Source organism: Pseudomonas stagnisoli (genome assembly GCF_048595745.1).
Taxonomy (GTDB): Bacteria; Pseudomonadota; Gammaproteobacteria; order Pseudomonadales; family Pseudomonadaceae; genus Aquipseudomonas; species Aquipseudomonas alcaligenes_A.
In genome coordinates, this window is record NZ_CP184361.1 from 1382783 (window position 1) to 1406788 (window position 24006).

A 24006-nucleotide genomic window follows, 5' to 3' on the forward strand; every position below is an offset into this window, starting at 1 on the left:
ATGCGCGGTGCATGGTCGCCTCGGCACTGCCAGCCCTCGATCCTCTCCCGCGCCTGTCCTTGTCTTCAGGAGATTGATCGATGTCCGCGCGATTCACCTTGAGTCACCTGTCCCTCGCCCTGCTGGCCGCTACGGCCACCTCGCTGCAGGCTGCGCCTGATGCTGCGGCGCCTGCCGAGCAGGCCGTGCTGCTGCAGGAAACCCAGGTACTGGGAACCGCCGAGGAGGAGCTGAAGCAGGCGCCGGGCGTTTCCATCATCACCGCCGAGGACATCCGCAAGCTGCCGCCGACCAACGACCTGGCGGAGATCATCCGCCGCGAGCCCGGGGTCAACCTGACCGGCAACAGCACCAGCGGCAATCGTGGCAACAACCGCCAGATCGACCTGCGCGGCATGGGCCCGGAAAACACCCTGATCCTCATCGACGGCCAGCCGTCCACCTCGCGCAATGCCGTACGCTACGGCTGGAACGGCGATCGCGATACCCGCGGCGAGACCAACTGGGTGCCGGCCGAGCAGGTTGAACGCATTGAGATCCTGCGTGGCCCGGCCGCCGCGCGTTATGGTTCGGGAGCCATGGGCGGGGTGGTCAATATCATCACCAAGCGCCCGACCGACAAGCTCAGCGGCTCCGTTACCGCCTACACCTCGCTGCCGGAAGACGATGCCGAGGGCATGAGCAAGCGCACCAACTTCAGTCTCAGTGGTCCGCTCGGCGAGGCGTTCTCCTTCCGCCTGTACGGTGGCGCCAGCACCACCGACGCCGACGATGCCGACATCAACGCCGCGCACCAGGCCACCGAGGATGCTCTGGTTTCCGGGCGCGAGGGCGTGCGCAACAAGGACATCAACGCGTTGCTCAGCTGGCAGCTGAACCCCGAGCAGAGCCTCGACCTGGAGGCCGGCTACAGCCGCCAGGGCAATATCTACGCCGGCGACACAATGAACAACAACGGCGGTGGCAACCCCGAGTTCATCAATAGCCTGTATGGCCATGAAACCAACGTGATGCAGCGCAGCAACTACGCGCTGACCCACAAGGGCGATTTCGACTGGGGAAGCTCCAAGGCCTCGCTGAGCTACGACTACACGCGCAACTGGCGTCTCAACGAGGGGCTGGCCGGCGGCCCCGAGGGCGCGCCGAGCGAGGGCGCCGGGGCCTTCATGTCGCGCCTGCGCAATACTCGCGCCAACGCTGAGGTCAACCTGCCGCTGAGCGCCGGCCTCGAGCAGGTGCTGACCCTGGGCAGCGAGTACCTGTACGAGTCGCTCAACGATCCTGGCTCGCTGCGCGCGCAGAGTTTCGATCCGAACAGCGGCGACATCCCCGGCTTCAGCCGTGACCAGACCAAGACCACCGCGCACAGCTACGCGCTGTTCGCCGAGGACAATATCCAGCTGGGCGACCGTACCATCATCACCCCCGGGTTGCGCTTCGATGACCATGAAGAGTACGGCGGCAACTGGAGCCCGAGCCTGAATGCCTCGCACGAGCTGACCGACGAACTGACCCTGAAGGGCGGTATCGCTCGTGCCTACAAGACGCCCAACCTTTATCAATCGAATCCCGGCTACCTGCTGTACAGCCGCGGCAACGGCTGCAATGCCAGCGAAACCAACCGCGGCGGCTGCTACCTGGTGGGCAATCCGGACCTCGAGCCGGAAACCAGTATCAACAAGGAAATCGGCCTGGCCTTCGACAAGGGCAGCTGGCGTACCAGCGCCACTTATTTCCGCAACGACTATCGCAACAAGATCGTCGGCAGCAACCAATACATCGCCCGCCTGAGCAACGGGCGCCGCCTGCTGCAGTGGGAGAACACCGATGAGGCCGTAGTCGAGGGCGTGGAGGGCAACCTGTTCGTCACGCTCAGCCCGCAGCTGGAGTGGAACACCAACTTCACCTACATGCTCGAGTCTGAGGACAAGCAGACCGGCGAGCCGCTGAGCGTGATTCCCGAATACACCCTCAATAGCAGCCTCGACTGGCAGGTGACCCAGCAGCTGTCGCTGCAACTGACCGGCACCTATTACGGCAAGCAGGAGGCGCCTAGCCTGAACCGCCGTACCGGCCAGGCGATCGACGCGGAAGCGCAGCAGGACCTCGACCCCTATGGCCTGCTCGGTGTCAGCGCCGGTTACGAGTTCAACTCGAACTACAGCCTGCGCGTCGGCATCAGCAACCTGCTCGACAAGCAGATCTACCGCGAAGGCAACGCCAACGACGCCGGTGCCAACACCTACAACGAGCCGGGACGCGCCTATTTCGCGTCGGTCACCGCCTCGTTCTGACTCAGCCCTTGCTCCTTGCCCGCCGTTGCGGCGGGCTTTCGGCTCCGCTCGGCTCAGGCTCGGCGGGGCCTCTCCTTGAGAGGTATCCGCATGCGTGCCCCGATCGCCGCATTGCTCGCCCTGATGAGCCTGCTGGCGCCCGTCGCTCTGGCCAGTCCCCCGGCCGAGCAGCACCTCGGCGCCACCTTGGTCGAGCGTGGCTCGGCCTACTACCGCTTCGAGCACTTCGAGCTGGCCTCGGCCGACGGCCAGCGCTACTACCGGGTGCGCCTGGGCATTCCCTGGCGCGCCGCCCCGGCGAGCGGTCATCCGGTGCTCTATCTGCTCGACGGTAATGCCGTCCTGGCCGCCCTGCGCGAGGACTGGCTGGCCGAGCTGGAGCAGGGCACACCACCGCTGCTGGTGCTGATCGGCCCGGCCACTGAGCAGCGCCTGGACCTGGACGCGCGCATGTTCGACTACACCCCGGCGCCGCCTGCCGGGCCGGGTGCTGCGGACCCCATGCTGGGCGGTCGGCCCAGCGGCGGCGCGGCGGCGTTCCGCGCCCTGCTGGTGCAGCGCATTCGCCCCGAGGTGGCTCGTCGGGTAGCCGTGGACGAGGCGCGTCAGGGCCTGTGGGGGCACTCGCTGGGCGGCCTGTATGTGCTCGACAGCCTGTTCAGCGCGCCGGCCGACTTCCAGTTCTATATAGCCGCCAGCCCGTCGTTGTGGTGGCAGTCCGGTCTGTTGCTACAGCGCCACCCGGATTTCCCGGGGGCCGCGGCGCGACTGCTGATCCTGCGCGGCAGCGACGAGCGCCCGTCAGGCGCGCAGCTTGCCGCCGATTCCGCACGGGCCCGGGCGATGGCGGCATTACCGGCGGACGCGCCGCAACGGCTGGCCGAGCGCCTGGATGCGCTGCCCGGTGTGGACGCCGAGTTCCATGCGTTCGCCGGCCTGGGCCACGGGCCGATGCTGGCCGCTTCGCTGCGTCCGGCCCTGCGCCTGCTCGCCGGCCTGGCACCGCTGGAGGACCGTCGATGAACGCCGTGTTTGCCCGGGCCATGGCCGCCGTGTTCGGAGGCTACGCCTTTACCTACGCCTTCACCGCCTGCCTGGCGCGCCTGCTGCCCCTGGAGCGGATCGACGCACTGCTGGTCGCCAGCCTGCCGATGTTCGTCGTCTACACCCTGGCGGTGCTCTGGGCTTTCGCCGGGCGCGATGCCTGGCGCGCCTGGCTGGGCCTGCCATTGGCGATGCCGCTGGCGCTGATCGGCTTCTGGCCGCAACTGTTGGAGCGTCTGGGATGAAGAAAAGGACCCTGACCCAGGCCATGGCCTGGCTGCATACCTGGGGCGGCCTGCTGTTCGGCTGGCCGCTGTTCGCCATCTTCCTGACCGGCAGCCTGGCGGTGTTCGACCATGAGATCGATCACTGGATGCAGCCGGAGATCCAGCGCCAGGAGGTGTCGATCGCCCAGGCCGCCGAGCATGCCTTGGCCTACCTGCAGCGCCATCACGCCGATGCCGGGGCGTGGAACATCGCCCTGCCCAGCGAGCGTGATCCGGGCCTGCGGGTGACCGCCGGCGACCGCCGCCGTGGTATCAGCACCGATCTCGACCCGCGCACGGGCGAGCCGCTCAAGGTGCGCGAGGCGGCCGGTGGCAGCTTCTTCTTCCACTTCCACTACACCCTCAATCTGCCGCGGCAGATCGGCATCTGGGTGGTCGGCCTGGTGGCGCTGGCGACCCTGGCAACCCTGGTCAGCGGCATCGTCATCCACAAGAAGCTGTTCAAGGAGTTCTTCACCTTCCGCCCGAACAAGGGCCAGCGCTCCTGGCTGGATGCGCATAACGCCGCCGGCGTGCTGCTGATGCCTTTTCACCTGATGATCGTCTACACCGGGCTGATCATCTTCGGCCTGATCTATGTCCCGGCGGCGCTGCAGGCGCTATACGGCGGCGATGTTGAAGCCTTCTTCGCGGAACAGATCCAGGCGCCGCCGCACAGCCATGGCCCCAGTCGCGCCCCGGCCGCACCATTGGTGGCGCTCGCGCCGCTGCTGCAGCAGGCCGAGCAGCGCATGGGCCCGCTTGCCGGGCTGAGCATCCAGCACCCCGGTCGCGCCGATGCGCGCATCGAGGTGCGTCGCGTGCTGGGCAACCGTATCGCCCTGAGCAAGGGCCACAACATGGTGTTCGACGGTGTCAGCGGCGCGCTGCTCGCCGGCCCGCCGGAGCTGCGCCCCACGGTGCTGACCCAGCGGGTGATGTTCGGCCTGCACTTCGCCCAGTTCGGCGGCTACCCGATGCGCTGGCTGTACTTCTTCTGCGGCCTGGTCGGCAGCGCGATGATCGCCAGCGGGCTGGTGCTGTTCACCGTCAAGCGCCGGCGCAAGTACCTGGTGGAGGGCAGGGCGGGGGACTTCGGTCATCGCCTGGTGGAGGGGCTCAATGTCGCGGTGGTCGCCGGCCTGGTGCTGGCCTGCATCGGCCTGTTCTGGGTCAACCGCCTGTTGCCGGTGGAGCTGGCCCAGCGCGCCGGCTGGGAGCTGCGCCTGTTCTTCGCGCTCTGGGCGCTGAGCCTGGTACACGGCTGGTGCCGCCCGCACCTGCAGGCCTGGCGCGAACAGCTCGGTGTCGCGGCGCTGCTGTGCCTGGGGCTGCCGCTGCTCAGTGCGCTGACCCTGCAGCGGCCCTGGGCCGACAGCGGGCACCTGCTGCTGGAGCTGACGGCGGCAGGCATCGGCCTGTTGCTGGCCTGGACCGCGCGGCGGATCGGCCAGCGTGGCGCCCAGCCACTGTCGCGCCGGGCGGCGCGCCCGCTGGCGGAGGTGAACTGAGATGCTGAGCGCTTTCTTCGCCGGGCTGCTGCTCGCCTATGCCGGCATGGCCGCGCTGTGCCAGGGCCTGGAACGTCACTACAAGCAGGTCTGGCAGCGTCTGCCGCCGCCCGGGCGGCGCCGCGCCCTGCGCCTGCTCGGCTGGGCGCTGCTGGCGGCCAGCTTTGCCGCCAGCGTAGCGGCCTGGGGATGGGCCATGGGGCCGGTGGGCTGGTTCGGGCAGATCAGCCTGGCCGGCTTCGCCCTGGTCCTGCTGTTGCCCTACCAGCCGCGACTGGCGCTGCTCTGGCCGGGGCCGGCGCTGCTGGTGTGGCTGCTCTGCTGGCTGGCGGGCGGTTAGTGCCCCAAGTGTTGCCTTGCATGTAGCGCCGTTATGGTCGGCGGCGGTTTGCCGGTATCATGGCGCACCTGTTTCACGAACGGATGGCCCGCTTCGCCATGACCCTGCAGTTTCCCACCATCGCCGACTGCATCGGCAACACCCCGCTGGTCCGCCTGCAACGCCTGCCCGGCACTGAGCGTAATCACCTGCTGGTGAAGCTCGAAGGCAACAACCCGGCCGGCTCTGTGAAGGACCGCCCGGCGCTGTCGATGATTTCCCGCGCCGAGCTGCGCGGCGACATCCAGCCCGGCGATGTGCTGATCGAAGCCACCAGCGGCAACACCGGCATCGCCCTGGCGATGGCGGCAGCGATCAAGGGTTACAAGATGATCCTGATCATGCCCGGCAACTCCACCGAGGAGCGCAAGGCGGCGATGAGCGCCTATGGCGCCGAGCTGATCCTGGTGGACAACATGGAGGTGGCGCGCGATCTGGCCCTGGCCATGCAGGCCGAGGGCAAGGGCAAGGTGCTCGACCAGTTCGCCAACGGCGACAACCCCGAAGCGCACTACCGCAGTACCGGCCCGGAGATCTGGCGCCAGACCCAGGGCGCCATCACCCACTTCATCAGCTCGATGGGCACCACCGGTACCATCATGGGCACCTCGCGCTACCTCAAGGAACAGAACCCGGCGGTAGAGATCATCGGCCTGCAGCCGCAGGACGGTTCGGCCATCCCCGGCATCCGCCGCTGGCCGCAGGCGTACCTGCCGAGCATCTTCGACGCCAGCCGGGTCGACCGCGTCCTGGACATTTCCCAGGCCGAGGCCGAGGACATGATGCGCCGTCTGGCGCGTGAGGAAGGCATTTTCTGCGGCGTGTCGTCCGGCGGCGCGGTGGCGGCCATGCTCAAGCTGGCGCGCGAGACCGAGAATGCGGTGATGGTGGCGATCATCTGCGACCGCGGCGACCGCTACCTGTCTTCCGGGCTGTTCAATTAACCGACATGGCCAAGCACAAATCCCTGCGCTTCCAGCCTGCTGGTGGTGAGCGCAAGACCCAGGTGCCGGTAGGCAAGAAGCAGAAGCTCTCCATCGAGCGTCTGGCCAACGACGGCCGCGGCATCGCCTTCGTCGAGGGGCGCAGTTGGTTCGTCGCCGGTGCGCTGGCCGGCGAGGAGGTCGAGGCACGCGTGCTGGCCGCCCGCGCCCAGGTGGTGGAGGCGCGCAGCGAGCGCGTACTGACCCCTTCTGCGCTGCGCCGCGAGCCTGCCTGCGCACATGCTGGCCGCTGCGGTGGCTGCACCCTGCAGCACCTGCCGCATGCCGAGCAGCTTGCCCTGAAACAGCGCAGCCTGGCCGAACAGATGCAGCGCCAGGCCGGCGTCGAACCGGATGAGTGGGCGGCGCCGTTGACCGGCCCCGAGCTGGGCTACCGGCGCCGCGCGCGCATCGCCGTGCGTTGGGACGTCAAGGGCAAGCGCCTGGAGGTCGGCTTCCGTGCCGCTGCCAGCCAGGACATCGTCGCCATCGACGACTGCCCGGTGCTGGTACAACCCTTGCAGCCGATCTTGCGTGCGCTGCCGGCGCTGCTGCGGACGCTGGACAAGCCCCAGGCCCTCGGTCACGTCGAGCTGTTCCACGGTACCCAGGCAGCCCTGCTGCTGCGCCATACCGCGCCGCTGGGCGAGGCCGATCTGCAGCGCCTGCGCGCCTTCTGTGCCGAGCACCAGGCGCAGCTGTGGTTGCACGGCACTGGCGAGCCTGAGCCCGATGTGCCGGCGCAGCGCCTGGGCTATCGCCTGGAACCCTGGACCCTGGAGCTGCAGTACCGCCCGGGCGATTTCGTGCAGGTCAATGGTGCGGTCAATCAGGCCATGGTCGAACAGGCGCTAGACTGGTTGGCGCCGCAGACTGGCGAGCGGGTACTGGACCTGTTCTGCGGCCTGGGCAACTTCGCCCTGCCGCTGGCGCAGCGGGTCGGCGAAGTGGTGGCGGTGGAAGGCGTGCAGGCCATGGTGGCGCGGGCGCGGGAAAATGCCGCGGCCAACGACTTGGGCAATCTGCACTTTTTCCAGTCCGACCTGTCGAAGCCGCTGGCCGATGCGCCCTGGGCCGCCCGCGGCTTCGACGCGATACTGCTCGACCCGCCCCGTGACGGCGCGTTCGAGGTGGTCAAGGAGATTCACCGACTGGGCGCCCGGCGCCTGGTCTATGTGTCCTGCAACCCGGCGACCCTGGCGCGCGATGCCGCCGAGCTGGTCCGGCAGGGCTACCGGCTGAAGCGGGCCGGGATTCTCGACATGTTCCCGCAGACGGCGCATGTGGAGGCGATGGCGTTATTCGAGAGGGGCTAGGAAGCCCCTGTAATCCGACTGGCCCAGAGAAGGTCAGAGCTAATCCGGCGGGGCGTGACTCGCCGTAGGGAAGGCAGAAAATGGTACAGGTCAGAGCACACCAGCCGATCAACCTCGACGGCAGCATCAACCTCGAGGCCTGGCTGGACCATACGCTGAGCGTCGACCCGGCGCTCGACCGCGAGGCCCTCAAGGTGGCCTGCGAGTTCGCCCGCGAGGTCGAGCAGCAGGCCAATGCCGCGCAGAACCTCTGGGCGGAGGGTAACTCCAGTTTCCAGACCGGCCTGGAGATCGCCGAGATCCTCGCCGACCTCAAGCTGGACCAGGACAGCCTGGTGGCGGCGGTGATCTACCGCGCCGTGCGCGAGGGCAAGACCACGCTCAAGGTGGTGCAGGAGAAGTTTGGCGCGGTGGTGGCCAAGCTGATCGAAGGCGTGCTGCGCATGGCCGCCATCAGCAACAGCATCAACCCGCGCGAGTCGGTGGTGGTCGGCTCGCAGACGCAGGTGGAGAACCTGCGCAAGATGCTGGTGGCCATGGTCGACGACGTGCGCGTGGCACTGATCAAGCTGGCCGAGCGCACCTGCGCCATCCGCGCAGTCAAGCATGCCGATGACGAGAAGCGCCTGCGTGTGGCCCGCGAGGTGTTCGACATCTACGCGCCGCTGGCCCACCGCCTCGGCATCGGCCATATCAAGTGGGAGCTGGAGGACATCTCCTTCCGCTACCTCGAGCCGGAGCAGTACAAGCAGATCGCCAAGCTGCTGCACGAGCGCCGTCTCGACCGCGAGCAGTACATCAACGATGTGATGAAGCAGCTGCGCGACGAACTCTCCGCCACCGGCATCAAGGCTGACATCAGCGGCCGCGCCAAGCACATCTACTCGATCTGGCGGAAAATGCAGCGCAAGGGCCTGCAGTTCAGCCAGATCTACGACGTGCGCGCGGTGCGTGTGCTGGTGCCGGAAGTGCGCGACTGCTACACCGCGCTCGGCATCGTGCATACCCTGTGGCGGCACATTCCCAAGGAGTTCGACGACTACATCGCCAACCCCAAGGAAAACGGCTACCGCTCACTGCACACCGCGGTGATCGGCCCGGACGGCAAGGTGCTGGAGGTGCAGATCCGCACCAATGCCATGCATGAAGAGGCCGAGCTCGGCGTCTGCGCGCACTGGAAGTACAAGGGTACCGACGCCAAGGGTGGCTCCGACCACTACGAAGAGAAGATGGCCTGGCTGCGCCAGGTGCTGGAGTGGCACGAGGAGCTGGGCGACATCGGCGGCCTGGCCGAGCAGCTCAAGGTCGATATCGAGCCGGATCGGGTCTACGTGTTCACCCCGGACGGCCATGCCATCGACCTGCCCAAGGGCGCCACGCCGCTGGACTTCGCCTACCGCGTGCACACCCAGATCGGCCACAACTGCCGTGGAGCCAAGATCAACGGGCGCATCGTGCCGCTGACCTACAGCCTGCACACCGGTGAGCAGGTGGAGATCATCACCAGCAAGAACGGCGCACCGAGCCGCGACTGGCTCAACCCCAACCTGGGCTACATCACCACCAGCCGCGCGCGGGCGAAGATCGTCCACTGGTTCAAGCTGCAGGACCGCGAGCAGAACGTCGCGGCCGGCAAGGCCATGCTCGAGCGCGACCTGTCGCGCCTGGCGCTGGCGGCCGTGGACTTCGCCAAGCTGGCGGAAAAGTGCAACCTGAAGACGGTCGAGGACATGTACGCCGCCCTCGGCGCCGGCGACCTGCGCCTGGCCCATGCGGTCAACCTGGCCCAGCAGCAGGTCGAGCCGGAGCGTGGCAACGAGCAGCTGGAGCTGATCCCGCGCCGCGCCAGTGCACCGCGCCCGGGCAAGCGCGGCGATATCCAGATTCAGGGCGTCGGCAACCTGCTGACGCAGATGGCCGGCTGCTGCCAGCCGCTGCCGGGTGATCCGATCGTCGGCTACATCACGGTCGGCCGTGGCGTCTCCATCCACCGCCAGGACTGCGCCTCGGTGCTGCAACTGGAGGGGCGCGAGCCGGAGCGGATCATCCAGGTCAGCTGGGGGCCGGTACCGGTGCAGACCTACCCGGTGGATATCGTGATCAAGGCCTACGACCGTTCCGGCCTGCTGCGCGACGTGACCCAGGTGCTGCTCAACGAGCGCATCAACGTGCTGGCGGTGAACACCCGCTCGAACAAGGAGGACAACACTGCCTCCATGCAGCTGACCATCGAGATTCCCGGGCTGGACGCGTTGTCGCGCCTGCTCGCGCGCATCTCCCAGCTGCCCAACATCATCGAGGCGCGGCGCAACCGCTCCGGCAATTGAGTTGGTAACTCCCTCTCCCTTTGGGAGAGGGGTGGGGTGAGGGTGCCATCGGCGACTCGGAGCTGCCTGGAGCCCCTCACCCCCGGCCCCTCTCCCGGCGGGAGAGGGGAACGTGTGGCCCCATTCTTCGAGACTGACTCATGCAAGACACTTATTCCCTCGATGACCTGCTGCACCTGATGGCGCGCCTGCGTGACCCGCAACACGGCTGCCCCTGGGACCTCAAGCAGAACTACGCGACCATCGTGCCCTATACCCTGGAAGAGGCCTACGAGGTGGCCGATGCCATCGAGCGTGGCGACTTCGACCATCTGCCCGGCGAGCTGGGCGACCTGCTGTTCCAGGTCGTCTACTACAGCCAGCTGGCCAGGGAGGAGGGGCGCTTCGAGTTCGCCCAGGTGGTCGATGGCATTACCCGCAAGCTGATTCGCCGCCACCCACACGTGTTCCCTGATGGTGACCTGTACGGCGCGCCGGATGCGGCGAAGCTGGAAGAGGCGGCGGTCAAGCAGCGCTGGGAGGAACTCAAGGCCGAGGAACGGGCCGAGAAGGCCGCGGCGCCGGAGCAGCTGTCGCTGCTCGACGATGTGCCCACGGCGCTGCCGGCGCTGTCGCGTGCCGCCAAGCTGCAGAAGCGCGCGGCCCAGGTCGGTTTCGACTGGCCCGAGGCGCTGCCGGTGGTGGACAAGGTCCGCGAGGAACTCGACGAAGTGCTGGAGGCCATGAGCGAGAACGATGCCGAGGCCATCGCCGAGGAGATCGGCGACCTGCTGTTCGTCGTCACCAACCTGGCGCGGCACCTCAAGGTCGACCCGGAAGCTGCCCTGCGCGGGGCCAACGGCAAATTCGAGCGGCGCTTCCGCCATATCGAACAGGCATTGCGCGAAGCCGGCCGGTCCATCGAGAATTGCAGCCTGGAAGAGCTGGATGCCCTGTGGGGCGAAGCCAAGAAACTGGAAAAACTGCAGCCTGGCTGCTGAGTGATGAGAACCCCATGAGCCTTTCCCTCCGCGACCAGCTGCTGAAAGCCGGCCTGGTCAATGAAAAGCAGGCCAAGCAGGCCGGCAAGCAGAAACAGAAGCAGCAGCGCCTGGAGAAGAAGAACCAGGTCGAAGTCGACGATTCGCAAAAGCAGGCCGCCCTGCAGGCCATGGCCGAGAAGCAGGCCCGCGACCAGGAACTGAACCGCCAGCAGCAGGAGAAGGCCCAGCAGAAGGCCATCGCCGCGCAGATCAAGCAGCTGATCGAGACCAGCCGCTTGCCCAAGATCAACGGTGAGGACTACTACAACTTCGTCGACGACAAGAAGGTCAAGCGCATCGCGGTGAACAACCTGATGCGCGACAAGCTCAGCCGTGGCTCGCTGGCCATCGTCCGCCATGGCGGCGCCTACGAGGTGATTCCGCGCGAGGCTGCGCTGAAGATCCAGGAGCGTGACGCGCAGCGCATCGTCCTGCTCAACACCCAGACGGAAGGGCCGGACGAGGATGATCCTTACGCCGCCTACCAGATCCCCGATGATCTGATGTGGTGACGAAAAAGCCGGGCTTGCCCGGCTTTTTCCTGTCTGCAAACACAAAGAAGCCGGGACAGACCCGGCTTCTGGCATGACACGGCGCCTTACTCGGCGAGGCCCTCGACGGTGCGCCCGTCGACCTGGCCGTCCTTGAGCATGATCTGGTATTCCTTGCCGTCCTTCTCCACCTGGTGCAGGCGCACCAGCAGGTAATCCCAGTCCTTGGCGAACCACAGCACGGTCTTGCGGCTGCTCTGGGTCGGGTCGCGTACGCGCTCGACCTTGATCGCGTCAATCAGCCCGGCCTTGGTGCGTACGCGCTCCTCGCCGAGTACGCGGAAGTCGTAGGTCTCGATCTCGTCACCGTCGATCACCTGGTAGCTCATGCTCTGCTTGCCGGCCGCCACGTCGTGCTGCAGCACCAGCTGGTAGGTCGACTTGTCCATCAGGCCGCGGTTGAGCGGGAAGCGCACCGGTTCGCCGCGGTCGTTGCCCAGTACCTGCTTCTCGGTCCAGTCGAAGTCCAGCTCGATCTGCTTGGACTTGCCCAGGCCGCTGCGGTCGAAGCGATAGGTCAGCGGCAGGAAGGCGTCGCTTTCCATGCGCAGGGTGCTGGTTTCCTTGAGGCTGGCGACCAGCATGGAGGCCTCGAAGTCCAGCTCCCAGCGGCCGTTATCCAGGGCCTTGAGGCTGCGCCCGGCGGTACCGCTGATCGGTACCTGCTTCCAGTCGGCGGTGTAGCTGGCGGAGAAGGGCTTGAGCTCCAGGGCCTGCACCGGCAGGGCCAGGAGGGCGAGCAGCATCAGCAGAACGCGGGGCATGGAGTCTCCTATGGGCGGATCAGGTGTCCGGTGGCCGGCAGGTCCTTGCCGTCCAGTTGTGCGCCGGTCTTACCCAGCTTCAGGCGGCCTTCGGCGAACCAGCGCATGGCCAGGGGGTAGACATGGTGTTCCTGGCGGTGCACGCGCTGGGCCAGACTTTCCGGCGTGTCGTCAGACTCTACCGGCACCACGGCTTGTACGACCAGTGGTCCGCCATCGAGTTCCTCGGTGACGAAATGCACGCTGCAACCATGTTCGCGGTCGCCGGCCTCCAGCGCGCGCTGGTGGGTGTGCAGGCCTTTGTACTTGGGCAGCAGCGAGGGATGGATATTCAGCAGGCGGCCCTCGTAGTGACGCACGAAGTCACCGGTGAGGATGCGCATGAAGCCGGCCAGCACCACCAGCTGCGGGTCGAAGCCGTCGATGGCTTCGATCAGCGCGGCATCGAAGGCCTCGCGGCCGTCGAACTGCTTATGGTCGAGCACCCTGGTCGGGATACCGGCGTTCTGCGCGCGAACCAGGCCGTAGGCATCGGCGCGGTTGGAAATCACCGCGGCGATGCGCGCCGGATTGCCGTCCTGGGCGATGCTGTCGATCAGGGCCTGCAGGTTGCTGCCGGACCCCGAGATCAGCACCACGACATTGCAGTCGGCCATCAGTGGGCTTTCAGGTTGTTCAGCACGACCTGCTCGGCACCTTCGGCGGCCTGGGCGATCTGGCCGATCACCCACGGGGTTTCGCCGGAAGCACGCAGGCTGGCCAGGGTGGCCTCGACCTGGTCCTGAGCGACGCAGATGACCATGCCGACGCCGCAGTTCAGTACGCGGTGCATCTCGTGCTCGTCGACGTTGCCCTTTTCCTGCAGCCAGTCGAACACCGCCGGGCGGGTCCAGCTGGCCACGTCGATCACGGCCTGGGCGCCTTGCGGCAGCACGCGCGGGATGTTGTCGAGCAGGCCGCCGCCGGTGATGTGGGCCATGGCCTTCACCGCGCCGGTGTCCTTGATCAGTTTGAGCAGCGGCTTGACGTAGATGCGCGTCGGCGCCATCAGCAGGTCGGCCAGCTTCTGGCCGTTCAGCTCGGTGGCTTCGATGTCGGCCCCGCTGACTTCGATGATCTTGCGGATCAGCGAGTAGCCGTTGGAGTGCGGGCCGGAGGAGGGCAGGGCGATCAGGGCATCGCCGGTGACCACTTTCGAGCCGTCGATGATCTCGGCCTTTTCCACCACGCCGACACAGAAGCCGGCCAGGTCGTAGTCTTCGCCTTCGTACATGCCCGGCATCTCGGCGGTCTCGCCACCGACCAGGGAGCAGCCGGCCAGCTCGCAGCCGGCGCCGATGCCGGTGACCACGGTGGCTGCCACGTCGACGTTGAGCTTGCCGGTGGCGTAGTAGTCGAGGAAGAACAGCGGCTCGGCGCCGCACACCACCAGATCGTTGACGCACATGGCGACCAGGTCCTGGCCGATGCTGTCGTGTTTGTTCAGGTTCAGTGCCAGGCGCAGCTTGGTACCGACGCCGTCGGTGCCGGACACCAGCACCGGCTGCTTGTAGCCGGCGGGGATTTCACACAGGGCGCCGAAACCACCCAGGCCGCCCATGACTTCCGGACGCGCAGTGCGCTTGGCCACGCCTTTGATGCGCTCGACCAGGGCTTCGCCGGCGTCGATGTCGACACCTGCATCCTTGTAGCTGATGGAGGGTTGCTTGCTCATGGGTTCGGGCCTTTAGAAAGGGAGAATGCTGTGGGCGACCGGTGCGGCAGCGGGCCGGTCCGCGAAGGCGCGCGATTTTATCAGGCTTGCCCGCCAGCGGCCACCGGGCGCGACGGTTGCCGGGGGGCAGGCGGCTGTTTAAGGTATAGCCCTTCGCGTGCCGCTCAGGCACAGCCTTTCCAGCCGAGACCCGATCGATGCGCCTGTCCGCCCGCCTGTTTGCCCTCTGCTTCCCGCTGTTCAGCCTGCCGGCCCTGGCCGCGCCGGTCAGCGGCCTCTATCAGGTGCGCGAGGCGGTGACCAGCCAGCAGCCGGAGGAGCGCAGCGCCGCGCTCAACCGTGCCCTGGAGACCCTGGTCCTGCGCCTGACCGGCGACGCCAAGGCACTGCAGAGCCCAGCCCTGGAAGGAGTGCGCCAGGACCCGCAACAGCTGGTCAGCCAGTATTTCTACGAGGGCGAAACCCTGGTGGTGGACTTCGATCCGCTGACCACCGAGAACAAGCTGCGCCAGGCCGGCCTGCCGCTGTGGGGCGCCAACCGCCCGGCGATCCTGACCTGGTGGCTGAACAGCAGTGCCGAGGGCGCCAGCCTGGTCGGTGATGGTCAGGAAGCCGCCGCGCCGCTGCAGCAGGCCGCGCAGCACCGTGGCCTGCCGCTGCGCCTGCCGCTGGCGGACCTGCAGGAGCAGTTGGCCGCCACGCCGGAGAACCTTGGTGCCACGCAGCCGGACGCACTGCGTGAGCCCTCCGAGCGCTATGCCGCCGATGCGCTGCTGGCCGTGCAGGCCCGCGAGGATGGCGGCCAGTGGCAGGCCGAGTGGCGCCTGTGGCTGGGCGATGCGCGCGAGCAGGGCAAGGCCCAGGGCGCCGATCCGCAAGCCCTGGCCGATGCCGTGCTGCTGGCCGTGAGCGAGCGCTTGGCGCCGCGCTTCCTGGTCAAACCGGGCGCGGCCAGTGCCCTGACCCTGGAAGTCCAGGGCGCCAACCTCGGCCGTTTCGCCGAACTGGAACGTCTGCTCGAGCCCTTTGCCGCGCGCCTGCTGCGGGCCAAGGGCGATCTGCTGGTGTGGCAGGTCAATGCCAGCGCCGAACAGCTGCGCGCCCAGCTGGCGCTGGCGGGGCTGCAGGAAGTGCCGGCCGATGCCGCTCCGCTGGATGCCGCCGGCAGCCCGCAGGCCGCCCCCGCGGCGGCACCGGCCAACCTGATGCGTTTCCGCTGGTAAAGTCCCCATCAATAGCGACGGAGTGCCTGAGATGACCGATTCGCGCCGCTGGCTGTGGCTGGCCGGAGTGTTTCTGTGCGGCTGGTTGATCTACCTGCTGACCCCCATCCTGTCACCCTTCCTGGTGGCCATGCTGCTGGCCTACATGGGCGATCCGGTGGTGGATCGTCTGGAGAAGCGCGGGCTGTCGCGGACCTGGGGTGTGGTCATCGTCTTTGCGCTGTTCAGCCTGTTGCTGCTGATCATGCTGCTGGTGTTGATCCCCATGCTCGGTCGCCAGCTGGTGCGCCTCTACGAACTGGTGCCACAGGGCCTGGACTGGGCGCAGCACCAGGCGCTGCCCTGGATACAGGCGCAGCTCGGTCTGGCCGAGGGCTTCTGGCGCTTCGATCAGCTCAAGCAGGCGCTGTCCGGGCATCTGGGCAAGACCACCGACATCCTTAGCGGACTGCTGGCCCAGGCCACCGCCTCGAGCCTGGCGCTGCTCGGCTGGCTGGGCAACCTGCTGTTGATCCCGGTCGTGGCCTTCTACCTGCTGCGCGATTGGGACCTGATGCTGGCCAAGCTGCAGAACCTGCTGCCGCGCGCCCGCGAAGGCCTGGTGGTGCGCCTGGTCGGTGAGTGCCACGAGGTGCTCGGTGCCTTCATGCGCGGTCAGCTGCTGGTGATGCTGGCGCTGGCCGGCATCTATTCGGTCGGCCTGATGGTGGTGGGGCTGGAGCTGGGCCTGCTGATCGGGCTGCTTGCCGGCCTGGCCAGCATCGTGCCCTACATGGGCTTCATCGTCGGCTTTGGCGCCGCAGTGGTCGCTGCGTTGTTCCAGTACAGCGGCTTCGAACTGTACCCGCTGATCGGCATCGCCGTGGTGTTCGGCATCGGCCAGTTGCTCGAAGGCATGCTGCTCACGCCCATGCTGGTCGGCGATCGCATCGGCCTGCACCCGGTAGCCGTGATCTTCGCCATCCTCGCTGGCGGCCAGCTGTTCGGCTTCACCGGCGTGCTGCTGGCCCTGCCGGTGGCCGCGGTAATCATGGTTTTGCTGCGCCATGCTCATGATTTCTATAAACTTTCCGCCCTTTACGGAGAGTCTTCCGGCGATTCGCAAGAACCGCCGTCCAGTGCATGAAACCAGTTCAGCTGCCCCTGGGCGTGCGTCTGCGTGACGACGCCACCTTCGCCAACTACTACCCCGGTGCCAACGCGGCGGCCCTCGGCTATGTCGAGCGCCTGTGCGAGGCCGATGCCGGCTGGACCGAGAGTCTGATCTACCTCTGGGGTAGTGACGGCGTGGGCCGTAGTCACCTGCTGCAGGCGGCCTGTCTGCGTTTCGAGCAGCGTGGCGAGGCGGCGGTCTATCTGCCGTTGGCCGAGGTGGCCGAATATGGCCCCGAGCTGCTGGATGGCCTGGACCAGTCCGAGCTGGTCTGCCTGGATGACCTGGATGCGGTGGCCGGCCGTGCGGACTGGGAAGAGGCGCTGTTCCACCTGTTCAATCGCCTGCGCGATTCCGGCCGGCGCCTGCTGCTGGCGGCCATGGCCTCACCGCGCGAATTACCGGTGCAGCTGCCCGACCTGCAGTCGCGCCTGACCCTGGCGCTGGTGTTCCAGCTGCACGCGCTGTCCGACGAGGACAAGCTGCGCGCACTGCAGCTGCGCGCTTCGCGCCGCGGCCTGCACCTCACCGACGAGGTCGGTCGCTTCATCCTCACCCGTGGCGAGCGCAGCATGAGCGCATTGTTCGAGCTGCTCGAGCGCCTCGATCAGGCTTCGCTGCAGGCGCAGCGCAAGCTGACCATTCCCTTCCTCAAGGAAACCCTGGGCTGGTAAGGCCCAGGTTTGTCCTTTCTCACTCGCCCGCCAGCTTGCGGTCGTACTGGAACTTCCAGCGCACATAGAGCAGCGCGCTGCAGAACAGGCCGAGGCTGATCACCGTCTCCAGCGCGCCGAACAGGGCTCGGGCCGGGTCGATGGCGGCCAGCACGCCCTGGATGAAGTAGATGTTCACCACGAAGCAGGCCCAGGCGTGCGCGCGGGCGTTGCCCAGCAGCAGGCCGGGGGCGAGCAGCAGCAGCGGCAGCAGCTGAATGCTGAGGACGACCCAGATGCGTGCGCCGTGCAGGTCGGCGAAGGCCAGGTTCCACACTAGCAGCAGGATCAGCAGGGCGAAGTAGCTGAACAGGGCGAGGGCGCGGCTGATTTTCAGGCGCGGGGCCAGCCATTCCAGGCTTGGCAGGGGCTTGGGCGTTTTAGCCACGAGAGGTCTCCAGTTGCTTCGCGGTGCTCGCCAGGCGCTGGCCGAGGGCGCGGCACAGGGCGATTTCGTGTTCGTCGAGCTTGCGTTTGCCATCGGCTCCGGCATGGTGGCTGGGGCCGTAGGGGGTGCCGCCGCCGCGGGTGTCCAGCAGGGCGCCTTCGCTGTAGGGCAGGCCGGTGATCAGCATGCCGTGGTGCAGCAGCGGCAGCATCATCGATAGCAGGGTGCTCTCCTGGCCGCCGTGCAGGCTGGAGGTGGAGGTGAACACGCCGGCTGGCTTGCCGACCAGCTCGCCGGTCAGCCACAGGCTGCTGGTGCCGTCGATGAAATACTTGAGTGGCGCGGCCATGTTGCCGAAGCGGGTCGGGCTGCCCAGGGCCAGGCCGGCACAGTGGCGCAGGTCATCCAGTTCGGCGTACAGCGCACCCTCCTCAGGAATGGGTGGGGCGGTCGCCTCGCACTCGCTGGAAACTGCCGGCACGGTGCGCAGGCGCGCTTCCAGCCCGGCCATCTCCACGCCACGGGCGATCTGTTTGGCCATCTCGGCGGTGGCGCCGTGGCGACTGTAATACAGCACCAGGATATAGGGCGCGCTCATGCCAGCAGCTCCAGTACCTTCTCCGGCGGCCGACCGATCACCGCGCGCTCGCCGGCGACCAGGATAGGGCGCTCGATCAGTTTGGGATGGGTGACCATGGCGGCGATCAGTTGCGCGTCGCTCAGGCTGCTGTCGGCCAGGCCGAGCGCCTTGTACTCGTCCTCGCCAGTGCGCAGCAGTTCGCGCGGAGCGATGCCGAGCTTGCCCAGCAGCGCACGCAGCTCCTCGGCGCTGGGCGGGGTTTCCAGGTAGCGCACCACGGTCGGGCTCAGGCCTCGTGCTTCGAGCAGCTCCAGGGCGCCGCGAGACTTGGAGCAGCGCGGGTTGTGGTAGAGGGTCAGGTCGGTCATTGGCAGTGCCCATTGGCGAATGAGGGCGCTATTCTAGCCGTCTAGAGGACATTACGGGCTAAGGAGTGGGGATGCGACAGCGGCTGGATGATCTGGTGGAGTTCTGGCGTTTCCTGCTGCAGCGTTTTTTCGCCGACCGTGCCATCAACAGCGCCGCGGCGCTGACCTACACCACGCTGTTTGCCGTAGTGCCGGTGATGACCGTGACCTTCGCCATGCTCTCGGCCGTACCGGCCTTCCAGGATACCGGTGAGCAGATCCAGAGCTTCATCTTCCGCAACTTCGTGCCGTCCTCGGGCGAGACGGTGCAGCAATACCTGCGTGACTTCACCACCCAGGCGCGACACCTGACCTGGGTCGGCGTGGCACTGCTGGCGGTCACCGCCTTCTTCATGCTGGTGACCATCGAGAAGACCTTCAATGCCATCTGGCGTGTGCGCCAGCCGCGCCGCGGGATTTCCAGCTTCCTGCTGTACTGGGCAATCCTCAGCCTGGGCCCACTGTTGCTGGGTGCGGGTTTCGCCGTGACCACCTACATCACCTCGCTGTCGCTGCTCTCCGGGCCGGATGCGCTGATTGGCGCCAAGACCCTGTTGGCCTTCGCGCCGCTGCTGTTCAGCACGGCAGCGTTCACCCTGATCTACTCGGCGGTGCCCAATGCCCGGGTGCCGCTGCGCCATGCGCTGACCGGCGGCTTGTTCGCGGCGGTGCTGGTGGAAGTGGCCAAGGCGCTGTTCGGTCTGTTTGTCAGCCTGTTTCCCGGCTACCAGCTGATCTACGGGGCCTTCGCCACGGTGCCGCTGTTCCTGCTGTGGATCTACCTGTCCTGGCTGATCGTGCTGTTCGGTGCCGAGCTGGTGTGCAACCTGTCGTCATCGCGTACCTGGCGCCGGCGTGCACTGCCGCGCCTGCTGGTGCTGCTCGGCGTGCTGCGGGTGTTCCACGACAGTCAGCAGCGTGGCCTGGCGGTGCGCCATGCCGACGTGCAGCGCGAAGGCTGGCCGCTGCCGGAGGACGAGTGGGAGGAGCTGCTCGACTTCCTTGAGCGCGAGCAGTTGATCTGCCGCGCCAGTGGTGGCGGCTGGGTACTGTGCCGTGATCTCGAGCACTACAGCCTGCATCGTTTACTCGGCCACAGCCCCTGGCCGTTGCCACGCCCGACCCAACTGCCGGAGCAGCTGGACGAGGCCTGGTATCCCGCGCTGCGGCGTGCCCTGGACATGCTGCATGAGGAGCAGGCGGCGCTGTTCGAGGGCAGCCTGGCGCAATGGCTGCACGCCAGAGACTGAAGGCTTGCCAGATGTGACGAAAAAAGTCAGTTTAGGGCGAGGTGCAGTCCGTCGCATGGGGCTGCCTGGGCGCTGAGGCGCAACATTTCCGGCCATGGAAGGGCTGGCACGCTTCTGGCAATCAACCAGCGAAATGCTGGCAGACTGCCGGCGGCCTGAACGGATCAGGGATGTCGAGTGGATGAGCAGTAGCAAGAACAAGATAGTGCCGTTGCAGCCGCGGGACTCCGAGGAAGCCCTGGAACGGCTCAATCGCATTACCGGCCTGCGTTTCGCACGTTGGCCGGAGTCGCTGGCTGCTTTGGCGCGTCAGGCCGCCGAAGAGAATGAGCCGGCCAAGCCTGGCAGCGTGGTGCGTTTCGGCGTTTTCTGAGGCGCCAAAAAACAAAACCCCCGCCGAGGCGGGGGTGGGGAAAGAGCCGGAAGATTCAGGCCATGGCCTGACGGGAGGCGCTGTCCTGCATCTCCACGGCTTGCACGAACAGTTCCTCGACGATCAGGGTTTGCGCCGGCACCGCCGAGCGCAGGCGTATCTGCATGTCTTCGATCTTCTGCTTCAGGGGCAGGCGGGCGATGCCGGACAGCATCACCTTGCTGTGGCTGTTGACCTTGCCGTGATCGACCGCCACTTCGCGCACCTGGCTGCCATCGCGGTAGCGCACCATCAACGACACCGGCAGATTGGCCAACCCCGGTAGATGCAGCCAGACCGCCACGTTGTACTCGCCAATGCGCCCTTCGTAGGGCGTCACGCTCAGACGCGCGCTGTTGACGATGCTGGCAGGTACAGGGCCGATCAGCTTGTCGTTGGCTTGGGTCATGAAGGCTCCGGCAGAACTCATTGGTATAGGAATGGCGCGATTATAGGGGTGGGCTGCGCCGGCAATCTGTGCGCTGAGCCTTTTTCGGCTGAGACTTCCGTCGCAGAACCTGTCTCAGGGTTCAAGCCAGGCGCAGCGGGTGGCGGACCACTTCCGAGGTGCCGAGGTTGGCGGCGGGCAGGGGCAATACGGCCTGATTGTTGACGTTGGCCAGTTGCAGCCAGATGTTCTCGCCCTCGACGAACTGTCCGCAGGGCAACCACAGGCCGTGGTGCCAGCCGGCTCCCGGCTCGGGCGTGCTCTGCAGTACGCCGGGGTGGGTCTGGGCGCTGGGTGCGCGCCGCAGCCAGGCAGCGCGTGGCAGCCCCTTGAGGTAGCGCAGGCCGAGGTACAGCCCCTCCTGGTTGAGGTGGCGCCAGCGCACCAGGGCCAGGGTCGGCGTACCGCTGTGCGGCATGACCAGGATCAGCTGGCCGACCGGCAGTTGCGTGGCCTGGTCGCGGTGGCACAGCAGGCGTGCGCCACCGGCGCTGGCATCGAGCATCTGCGCCGTGCAGCTGCTCGGGCGTTTCTCCAGTAGCTGCGCATGGATGGCGGTGAGGCCGATCACCAGCCTGCAGTCGGCGCTGAAGTCGGCGCGCGGGTGGCGGCGTTGCTGGCGTCCCAGCCAGTGCTGGCGTACCCGCTCGAGCAACTCGTGCTCGCGCGCACTCTGCAGCGGCGCGGGTTCGTGCAGGGCTACCAGCAGGGCGCCCAGCTCCAGGCGCCGCAGGTACTCGGCGCTGCCTTTGGCTTCGCCATCGTAGGGCAGGCAGGGCAGCGCCTGGCTGAGATCGATCAGCGGGCCTTCCTGCTCTTCCTCGTCGTCCCAGGGCAGCAGGCGCGCCAGCTCGGCCAGGGGGGTGAGGGCGCCGAACAGTACTGCACATTCGCCCTCGGCCATGTGGAAGGGGTTGCTCAGCGCCAGTATCAACATCTGTTGGTAGAGGCCGCGCAGGGTGCCGGCAGGTATCGGCTGGAAGGGAGCGGCCACGTGTTCATCGAGGCAGCCCTGATGTTCGCCTATCCAGTACAGCAGGTGGCTGTCGCTCCACAGCGAGGCTGGCGGTTCCAGATACAGCTGGTAGTGGCGCAGCAGGCTCTGGGCCAGGAAGTGTTCGGCCATGTACAGGCACCAGGCCAGGTGCGGGCGCGATGGCTGACGGCCCTGGAGGATCTGCAGCAACAGACGCTTGAAGCCTGCGGCCAGCTCATCACAGAGATGCACGAACAACGGCGACGGCGCGCTGCCATCGCGCAGGGCGCTGCTGTAGTGGCGGTACTCCTCGCACAGGCTTTGCAGGGCGCGCTGTCTTTCCAGTAAGGTCATGGCGCTGCGGTTCAGACGAAACAACAGCCTCAGCACCTGTTGCAGGCCCTCCTCGCGAGGCTGCAGGCGTGCTTCGGCCAGCGCAGCATTGAGGTCGGTCAGCGGCGGGGAGTCCTCGTCGAGAATATCCGGCACTTCCAGATGCAGGGCATCCAGCGTCATACCAACCCCGCGAACACGAGGAGCGATTGCATGGGAAGACCACTCCAGATGGTAATAGGTGTGATTGCCGGGCTTCTGCTGGCCGGCTGCGCCGACGACTGGGGCGTCGATCAGCATGGACGAAAGGTACCGGCTGAACAACTGGATGGCCAGTGGTTGGTGATCAATTACTGGGCCGAGTGGTGCGGCCCCTGCCGGACCGAGATTCCCCAGCTCAATCGCCTCGAAGCGGAGCTGGGAGGTAAGGGGGCGAGGGTGATCGGGGTCAATTTCGACGGAGTGCAGGGCGATAAGCTGGCACAGGTGACCGACGCCTTCGATATCCGCTTCACCGTGCTGGCTAAGGACCCGGCCGCGCGCCTGCAGCTGCCGCGCAATGACGTGCTGCCGGTCACCTATATCATCGATGCCGATGGCAGGCTGCGCGAGCGTCTGGTCGGCGAACAGACGGCCGCGGGCCTGCAGGCGCGGCTGGCCCACTGGCGGGCCCAGGAGTAACGACGATGCAGATCTGCCTACACGGTTTTGTCAGTGGCAAGGTGCAGGGCGTGAGCTTTCGCCAGTGCACGCAGGATGAGGCCGAGCGTCTCGATCTGAACGGCTGGGTGCGCAACCTGGCCGATGGCCGGGTCGAGGTGCTGGTCGAGGGTGAAGAGTCGGCAGTGCGTGAGCTGGAGGTCTGGCTGGGGCGCGGTCCCGAGCGCGCTCGGGTCGATGCGCTGGTGCTGGAACAGCAGCCGGTGCAGGGCGTCACCGGCTTCGTCGTACGGCGCTAGAGCGCTCCGGTCCTGCCCGGCACGGGCTCAGTCCTCGCCGGGGTCGGCGGCCAGGCGCCCGGCATCCTTCATCAGTGCCTTGAGGAACTCTTCCTGCAGCTCCGGATCGTTGCGGGTCAGTTCGATCAGGCTCTGTTCCAGTTCGCTGGCTTCCTCTTCCAGGCCGAGGTCGGAAAGGCGCTTGACCCGATGGACCCACTGGCTGACTTCGTCATCTTCGAGGTCGTCATAGATCAGGGCGTGAGCCTCGCGCAGCTTGCCGCGCAGACTGCGGCTGACCAGCAGGTTGGCTTCGGCGCGGGTGCCATCCTGCGGGTCTTCGACGCTGAGCAGCAGGTTGCCGATCAGGGCTGCATCATGCTCGGCGAACGGGCCGTCGAGCAGGTTGAGGCGCAGCACGCCGTTGCGGTCGGTGGTCAGCTCCAGCTCGTCCTTGCCGGCCTTGACCAGCACCGGACGCTCCGCCCAGGGCAGGCTGGAGTATTCCGTACGCCTGTCGCGCTGGGTTTCCTCGATGGCGGCCAGGTTCTGTTCGGCACGACCATTGGACTCGACGTTCATTGCCGGATTGAGGCCGGCGACGCCGTAGCTGATCCAGTCCTTGGTCACGCTGTCCGGTAGGCGGCCGAGCATGACCACGTTGAGCACGTTGGCGCCCACGCCAGCGACTACCGCCACCGCCCCCAGCGGTACTTCGTAAAGCTCGCGCCAGGGCTGGTAGGGGGTATAGCGATCGTAGCGGCGGGTGACCTCGAACTCGGTGACTTCGAAGGTCTTCTGCTCGTTGATGCGTACCCGGCGCTGCGGCAGTTCCAGTACGCGTGGCTCGCCCACGTCGATCTGCAGGCTGTGGTCGAGCAGGCGGCGCTCGAAGCGTTCCTCATGCTCGCTACGCTGTGGCAGGTGGTTGGCACAGCCGGCGAGGAGGAGGGCGCCGATCAGGGCGGCGCCAGTGCGCAGGGTGGTTCGCTGGAACATGCGGGCTACTTGCGA

At 66.9% G+C, this 24006-nt stretch carries 26 protein-coding genes; 17 read left to right on the top strand and 9 right to left on the bottom strand.

Going from position 1 to position 24006, the window contains the following annotated elements; genetic code table 11:
* Positions 1–80 precede the first annotated feature (80 nt).
* From ACOAPY_RS06705 to ACOAPY_RS06750, 10 genes are all read left to right on the top strand, one after another.
* The gene (locus ACOAPY_RS06705) at positions 81–2294 is read left to right on the top strand and encodes a TonB-dependent siderophore receptor (RefSeq protein WP_465155791.1); all 2214 of its coding nucleotides are present in this window, start codon (positions 81–83) and stop codon (positions 2292–2294) included.
* A gap of 90 nt (positions 2295–2384) precedes the next feature.
* Complete coding sequence (locus ACOAPY_RS06710) at positions 2385–3317, top strand: alpha/beta hydrolase (RefSeq protein ID WP_465155793.1); 933 nt, start codon at positions 2385–2387, stop codon at positions 3315–3317.
* Complete coding sequence (locus tag ACOAPY_RS06715) at positions 3314–3583, top strand: iron transporter (protein WP_465155795.1); 270 nt, start codon at positions 3314–3316, stop codon at positions 3581–3583. Before ACOAPY_RS06710 ends, ACOAPY_RS06715 begins: the two co-directional genes overlap by 4 nt.
* The gene (locus ACOAPY_RS06720; protein ID WP_465155797.1) at positions 3580–5115 is read left to right on the top strand and encodes a PepSY-associated TM helix domain-containing protein; all 1536 of its coding nucleotides are present in this window, start codon (positions 3580–3582) and stop codon (positions 5113–5115) included. Before ACOAPY_RS06715 ends, ACOAPY_RS06720 begins: the two co-directional genes overlap by 4 nt.
* 1 nt (position 5116) lies before the next feature.
* Entirely contained in the window at positions 5117–5455 is a 339-nt protein-coding gene (locus tag ACOAPY_RS06725) for a DUF3325 domain-containing protein (RefSeq protein WP_465155799.1), read from the top strand.
* 98 nt (positions 5456–5553) lie between these two features.
* The gene (cysM, locus tag ACOAPY_RS06730) at positions 5554–6438 is read left to right on the top strand and encodes a cysteine synthase CysM (protein ID WP_076426416.1); all 885 of its coding nucleotides are present in this window, start codon (positions 5554–5556) and stop codon (positions 6436–6438) included.
* A gap of 5 nt (positions 6439–6443) precedes the next feature.
* The gene (gene rlmD, locus ACOAPY_RS06735; protein ID WP_465155801.1) at positions 6444–7793 is read left to right on the top strand and encodes a 23S rRNA (uracil(1939)-C(5))-methyltransferase RlmD; all 1350 of its coding nucleotides are present in this window, start codon (positions 6444–6446) and stop codon (positions 7791–7793) included.
* An 80-nt stretch (positions 7794–7873) separates the two neighbouring features.
* Entirely contained in the window at positions 7874–10120 is a 2247-nt protein-coding gene (gene relA / locus ACOAPY_RS06740) for a GTP diphosphokinase (RefSeq protein ID WP_142136846.1), read from the top strand.
* A 140-nt stretch (positions 10121–10260) separates the two neighbouring features.
* On the top strand, positions 10261–11100 hold the full coding sequence (gene mazG / locus ACOAPY_RS06745) for a nucleoside triphosphate pyrophosphohydrolase (protein ID WP_465155803.1): 840 nt from the start codon (positions 10261–10263) through the stop codon (positions 11098–11100).
* A 14-nt stretch (positions 11101–11114) separates the two neighbouring features.
* Entirely contained in the window at positions 11115–11654 is a 540-nt protein-coding gene (locus ACOAPY_RS06750) for a DUF2058 domain-containing protein (protein ID WP_076584250.1), read from the top strand.
* 86 nt (positions 11655–11740) lie between these two features.
* Here ACOAPY_RS06750 and ACOAPY_RS06755 read toward each other — a convergent pair whose 3' ends face one another.
* Genes ACOAPY_RS06755 through purM form a run of 3 tightly spaced genes read right to left on the bottom strand, consistent with a single transcriptional unit; the run spans position 11741 to position 14171 of the window.
* A complete protein-coding gene (locus ACOAPY_RS06755) occupies positions 11741–12457 on the bottom strand; it encodes a DUF3108 domain-containing protein (RefSeq protein WP_465155805.1) in 717 nt (238 codons plus the stop codon).
* Between the two features lie 8 nt (positions 12458–12465).
* A complete protein-coding gene (purN, locus tag ACOAPY_RS06760; RefSeq protein ID WP_424924173.1) occupies positions 12466–13113 on the bottom strand; it encodes a phosphoribosylglycinamide formyltransferase in 648 nt (215 codons plus the stop codon).
* On the bottom strand, positions 13113–14171 hold the full coding sequence (gene purM / locus ACOAPY_RS06765) for a phosphoribosylformylglycinamidine cyclo-ligase (RefSeq protein ID WP_280053509.1): 1059 nt from the start codon (positions 14169–14171) through the stop codon (positions 13113–13115). The genes purN and purM overlap by 1 nt, the downstream gene beginning before the upstream one ends.
* A gap of 197 nt (positions 14172–14368) precedes the next feature.
* On the opposite strand from purM, the gene ACOAPY_RS06770 reads away from it, so the two are divergent.
* From ACOAPY_RS06770 to hda, 3 genes are read left to right on the top strand one after another with little or no spacing between them, the layout of a single operon-like run.
* Positions 14369–15394: a DUF2066 domain-containing protein gene (locus tag ACOAPY_RS06770; RefSeq protein WP_465155807.1), complete on the top strand. Its 1026-nt coding sequence runs from the start codon at positions 14369–14371 to the stop codon at positions 15392–15394.
* A gap of 31 nt (positions 15395–15425) precedes the next feature.
* Entirely contained in the window at positions 15426–16520 is a 1095-nt protein-coding gene (locus tag ACOAPY_RS06775; protein ID WP_465155809.1) for an AI-2E family transporter, read from the top strand.
* Complete coding sequence (hda, locus tag ACOAPY_RS06780; RefSeq protein WP_465155811.1) at positions 16517–17221, top strand: DnaA regulatory inactivator Hda; 705 nt, start codon at positions 16517–16519, stop codon at positions 17219–17221. The genes ACOAPY_RS06775 and hda overlap by 4 nt, the downstream gene beginning before the upstream one ends.
* Positions 17222–17240: 19 nt before the next feature.
* Here hda and ACOAPY_RS06785 read toward each other — a convergent pair whose 3' ends face one another.
* The 3 genes from ACOAPY_RS06785 to arsC are packed head-to-tail and all read right to left on the bottom strand — an operon-like array spanning position 17241 to position 18596.
* Positions 17241–17648 carry a DUF2069 domain-containing protein gene (locus ACOAPY_RS06785; protein WP_465155813.1) on the bottom strand — a complete coding sequence of 136 codons (408 nt, stop codon included), beginning with the start codon at positions 17646–17648 and terminating at the stop codon, positions 17241–17243.
* On the bottom strand, positions 17641–18246 hold the full coding sequence (wrbA, locus tag ACOAPY_RS06790) for an NAD(P)H:quinone oxidoreductase (protein WP_465155815.1): 606 nt from the start codon (positions 18244–18246) through the stop codon (positions 17641–17643). The genes ACOAPY_RS06785 and wrbA overlap by 8 nt, the downstream gene beginning before the upstream one ends.
* A complete protein-coding gene (arsC, locus tag ACOAPY_RS06795; RefSeq protein WP_465155817.1) occupies positions 18243–18596 on the bottom strand; it encodes an arsenate reductase (glutaredoxin) in 354 nt (117 codons plus the stop codon). The genes wrbA and arsC overlap by 4 nt, the downstream gene beginning before the upstream one ends.
* A gap of 71 nt (positions 18597–18667) precedes the next feature.
* Between arsC and ACOAPY_RS06800 the strand changes: the two genes are divergently transcribed.
* Together ACOAPY_RS06800 and ACOAPY_RS06805 are read left to right on the top strand one after the other, a co-directional pair.
* Complete coding sequence (locus ACOAPY_RS06800; protein ID WP_465155819.1) at positions 18668–19885, top strand: YihY family inner membrane protein; 1218 nt, start codon at positions 18668–18670, stop codon at positions 19883–19885.
* A 181-nt stretch (positions 19886–20066) separates the two neighbouring features.
* A complete protein-coding gene (locus ACOAPY_RS06805) occupies positions 20067–20258 on the top strand; it encodes a hypothetical protein (RefSeq protein WP_061905009.1) in 192 nt (63 codons plus the stop codon).
* A 55-nt stretch (positions 20259–20313) separates the two neighbouring features.
* Here ACOAPY_RS06805 and ACOAPY_RS06810 read toward each other — a convergent pair whose 3' ends face one another.
* Positions 20314–20706, bottom strand: a complete 393-nt coding sequence (locus tag ACOAPY_RS06810) for a hypothetical protein (RefSeq protein WP_465155821.1) — start codon at positions 20704–20706, stop codon at positions 20314–20316.
* A gap of 121 nt (positions 20707–20827) precedes the next feature.
* Positions 20828–22237 carry a PilZ domain-containing protein gene (locus ACOAPY_RS06815; RefSeq protein WP_465155823.1) on the bottom strand — a complete coding sequence of 470 codons (1410 nt, stop codon included), beginning with the start codon at positions 22235–22237 and terminating at the stop codon, positions 20828–20830.
* A gap of 30 nt (positions 22238–22267) precedes the next feature.
* On the opposite strand from ACOAPY_RS06815, the gene ACOAPY_RS06820 reads away from it, so the two are divergent.
* Positions 22268–22735: a TlpA disulfide reductase family protein gene (locus ACOAPY_RS06820; protein WP_465155825.1), complete on the top strand. Its 468-nt coding sequence runs from the start codon at positions 22268–22270 to the stop codon at positions 22733–22735.
* Between the two features lie 5 nt (positions 22736–22740).
* Positions 22741–23013: an acylphosphatase gene (locus tag ACOAPY_RS06825; protein WP_061905005.1), complete on the top strand. Its 273-nt coding sequence runs from the start codon at positions 22741–22743 to the stop codon at positions 23011–23013.
* A 27-nt stretch (positions 23014–23040) separates the two neighbouring features.
* Here ACOAPY_RS06825 and ACOAPY_RS06830 read toward each other — a convergent pair whose 3' ends face one another.
* Entirely contained in the window at positions 23041–23991 is a 951-nt protein-coding gene (locus tag ACOAPY_RS06830; protein WP_076584278.1) for a hypothetical protein, read from the bottom strand.
* Positions 23992–24006: the final 15 nt, after the last annotated feature.

Excerpts from the sequence above, each read along its gene's own strand:
- ACOAPY_RS06705 (WP_465155791.1), top strand. The coding sequence starts at position 81 with ATGTCCGCGCGATTCACCTTGAGTCACCTGTCCCTCGCCCTGCTGGCC.
- ACOAPY_RS06710 (WP_465155793.1), top strand. The coding sequence starts at position 2,385 with ATGCGTGCCCCGATCGCCGCATTGCTCGCCCTGATGAGCCTGCTGGCG.
- ACOAPY_RS06715 (WP_465155795.1), top strand. The coding sequence starts at position 3,314 with ATGAACGCCGTGTTTGCCCGGGCCATGGCCGCCGTGTTCGGAGGCTAC.
- ACOAPY_RS06720 (WP_465155797.1), top strand. The coding sequence starts at position 3,580 with ATGAAGAAAAGGACCCTGACCCAGGCCATGGCCTGGCTGCATACCTGG.
- ACOAPY_RS06725 (WP_465155799.1), top strand. The coding sequence starts at position 5,117 with ATGCTGAGCGCTTTCTTCGCCGGGCTGCTGCTCGCCTATGCCGGCATG.
- cysM (WP_076426416.1), top strand. The coding sequence starts at position 5,554 with ATGACCCTGCAGTTTCCCACCATCGCCGACTGCATCGGCAACACCCCG.
- rlmD (WP_465155801.1), top strand. The coding sequence starts at position 6,444 with ATGGCCAAGCACAAATCCCTGCGCTTCCAGCCTGCTGGTGGTGAGCGC.
- relA (WP_142136846.1), top strand. The coding sequence starts at position 7,874 with ATGGTACAGGTCAGAGCACACCAGCCGATCAACCTCGACGGCAGCATC.
- mazG (WP_465155803.1), top strand. The coding sequence starts at position 10,261 with ATGCAAGACACTTATTCCCTCGATGACCTGCTGCACCTGATGGCGCGC.
- ACOAPY_RS06750 (WP_076584250.1), top strand. The coding sequence starts at position 11,115 with ATGAGCCTTTCCCTCCGCGACCAGCTGCTGAAAGCCGGCCTGGTCAAT.
- ACOAPY_RS06755 (WP_465155805.1), bottom strand. The coding sequence starts at position 12,457 with ATGCCCCGCGTTCTGCTGATGCTGCTCGCCCTCCTGGCCCTGCCGGTG.
- purN (WP_424924173.1), bottom strand. The coding sequence starts at position 13,113 with ATGGCCGACTGCAATGTCGTGGTGCTGATCTCGGGGTCCGGCAGCAAC.
- purM (WP_280053509.1), bottom strand. The coding sequence starts at position 14,171 with ATGAGCAAGCAACCCTCCATCAGCTACAAGGATGCAGGTGTCGACATC.
- ACOAPY_RS06770 (WP_465155807.1), top strand. The coding sequence starts at position 14,369 with ATGCGCCTGTCCGCCCGCCTGTTTGCCCTCTGCTTCCCGCTGTTCAGC.
- ACOAPY_RS06775 (WP_465155809.1), top strand. The coding sequence starts at position 15,426 with ATGACCGATTCGCGCCGCTGGCTGTGGCTGGCCGGAGTGTTTCTGTGC.
- hda (WP_465155811.1), top strand. The coding sequence starts at position 16,517 with ATGAAACCAGTTCAGCTGCCCCTGGGCGTGCGTCTGCGTGACGACGCC.
- wrbA (WP_465155815.1), bottom strand. The coding sequence starts at position 18,246 with ATGAGCGCGCCCTATATCCTGGTGCTGTATTACAGTCGCCACGGCGCC.
- arsC (WP_465155817.1), bottom strand. The coding sequence starts at position 18,596 with ATGACCGACCTGACCCTCTACCACAACCCGCGCTGCTCCAAGTCTCGC.
- ACOAPY_RS06800 (WP_465155819.1), top strand. The coding sequence starts at position 18,668 with ATGCGACAGCGGCTGGATGATCTGGTGGAGTTCTGGCGTTTCCTGCTG.
- ACOAPY_RS06805 (WP_061905009.1), top strand. The coding sequence starts at position 20,067 with ATGAGCAGTAGCAAGAACAAGATAGTGCCGTTGCAGCCGCGGGACTCC.
- ACOAPY_RS06810 (WP_465155821.1), bottom strand. The coding sequence starts at position 20,706 with ATGACCCAAGCCAACGACAAGCTGATCGGCCCTGTACCTGCCAGCATC.
- ACOAPY_RS06815 (WP_465155823.1), bottom strand. The coding sequence starts at position 22,237 with ATGACGCTGGATGCCCTGCATCTGGAAGTGCCGGATATTCTCGACGAG.
- ACOAPY_RS06820 (WP_465155825.1), top strand. The coding sequence starts at position 22,268 with ATGGGAAGACCACTCCAGATGGTAATAGGTGTGATTGCCGGGCTTCTG.
- ACOAPY_RS06825 (WP_061905005.1), top strand. The coding sequence starts at position 22,741 with ATGCAGATCTGCCTACACGGTTTTGTCAGTGGCAAGGTGCAGGGCGTG.
- ACOAPY_RS06830 (WP_076584278.1), bottom strand. The coding sequence starts at position 23,991 with ATGTTCCAGCGAACCACCCTGCGCACTGGCGCCGCCCTGATCGGCGCC.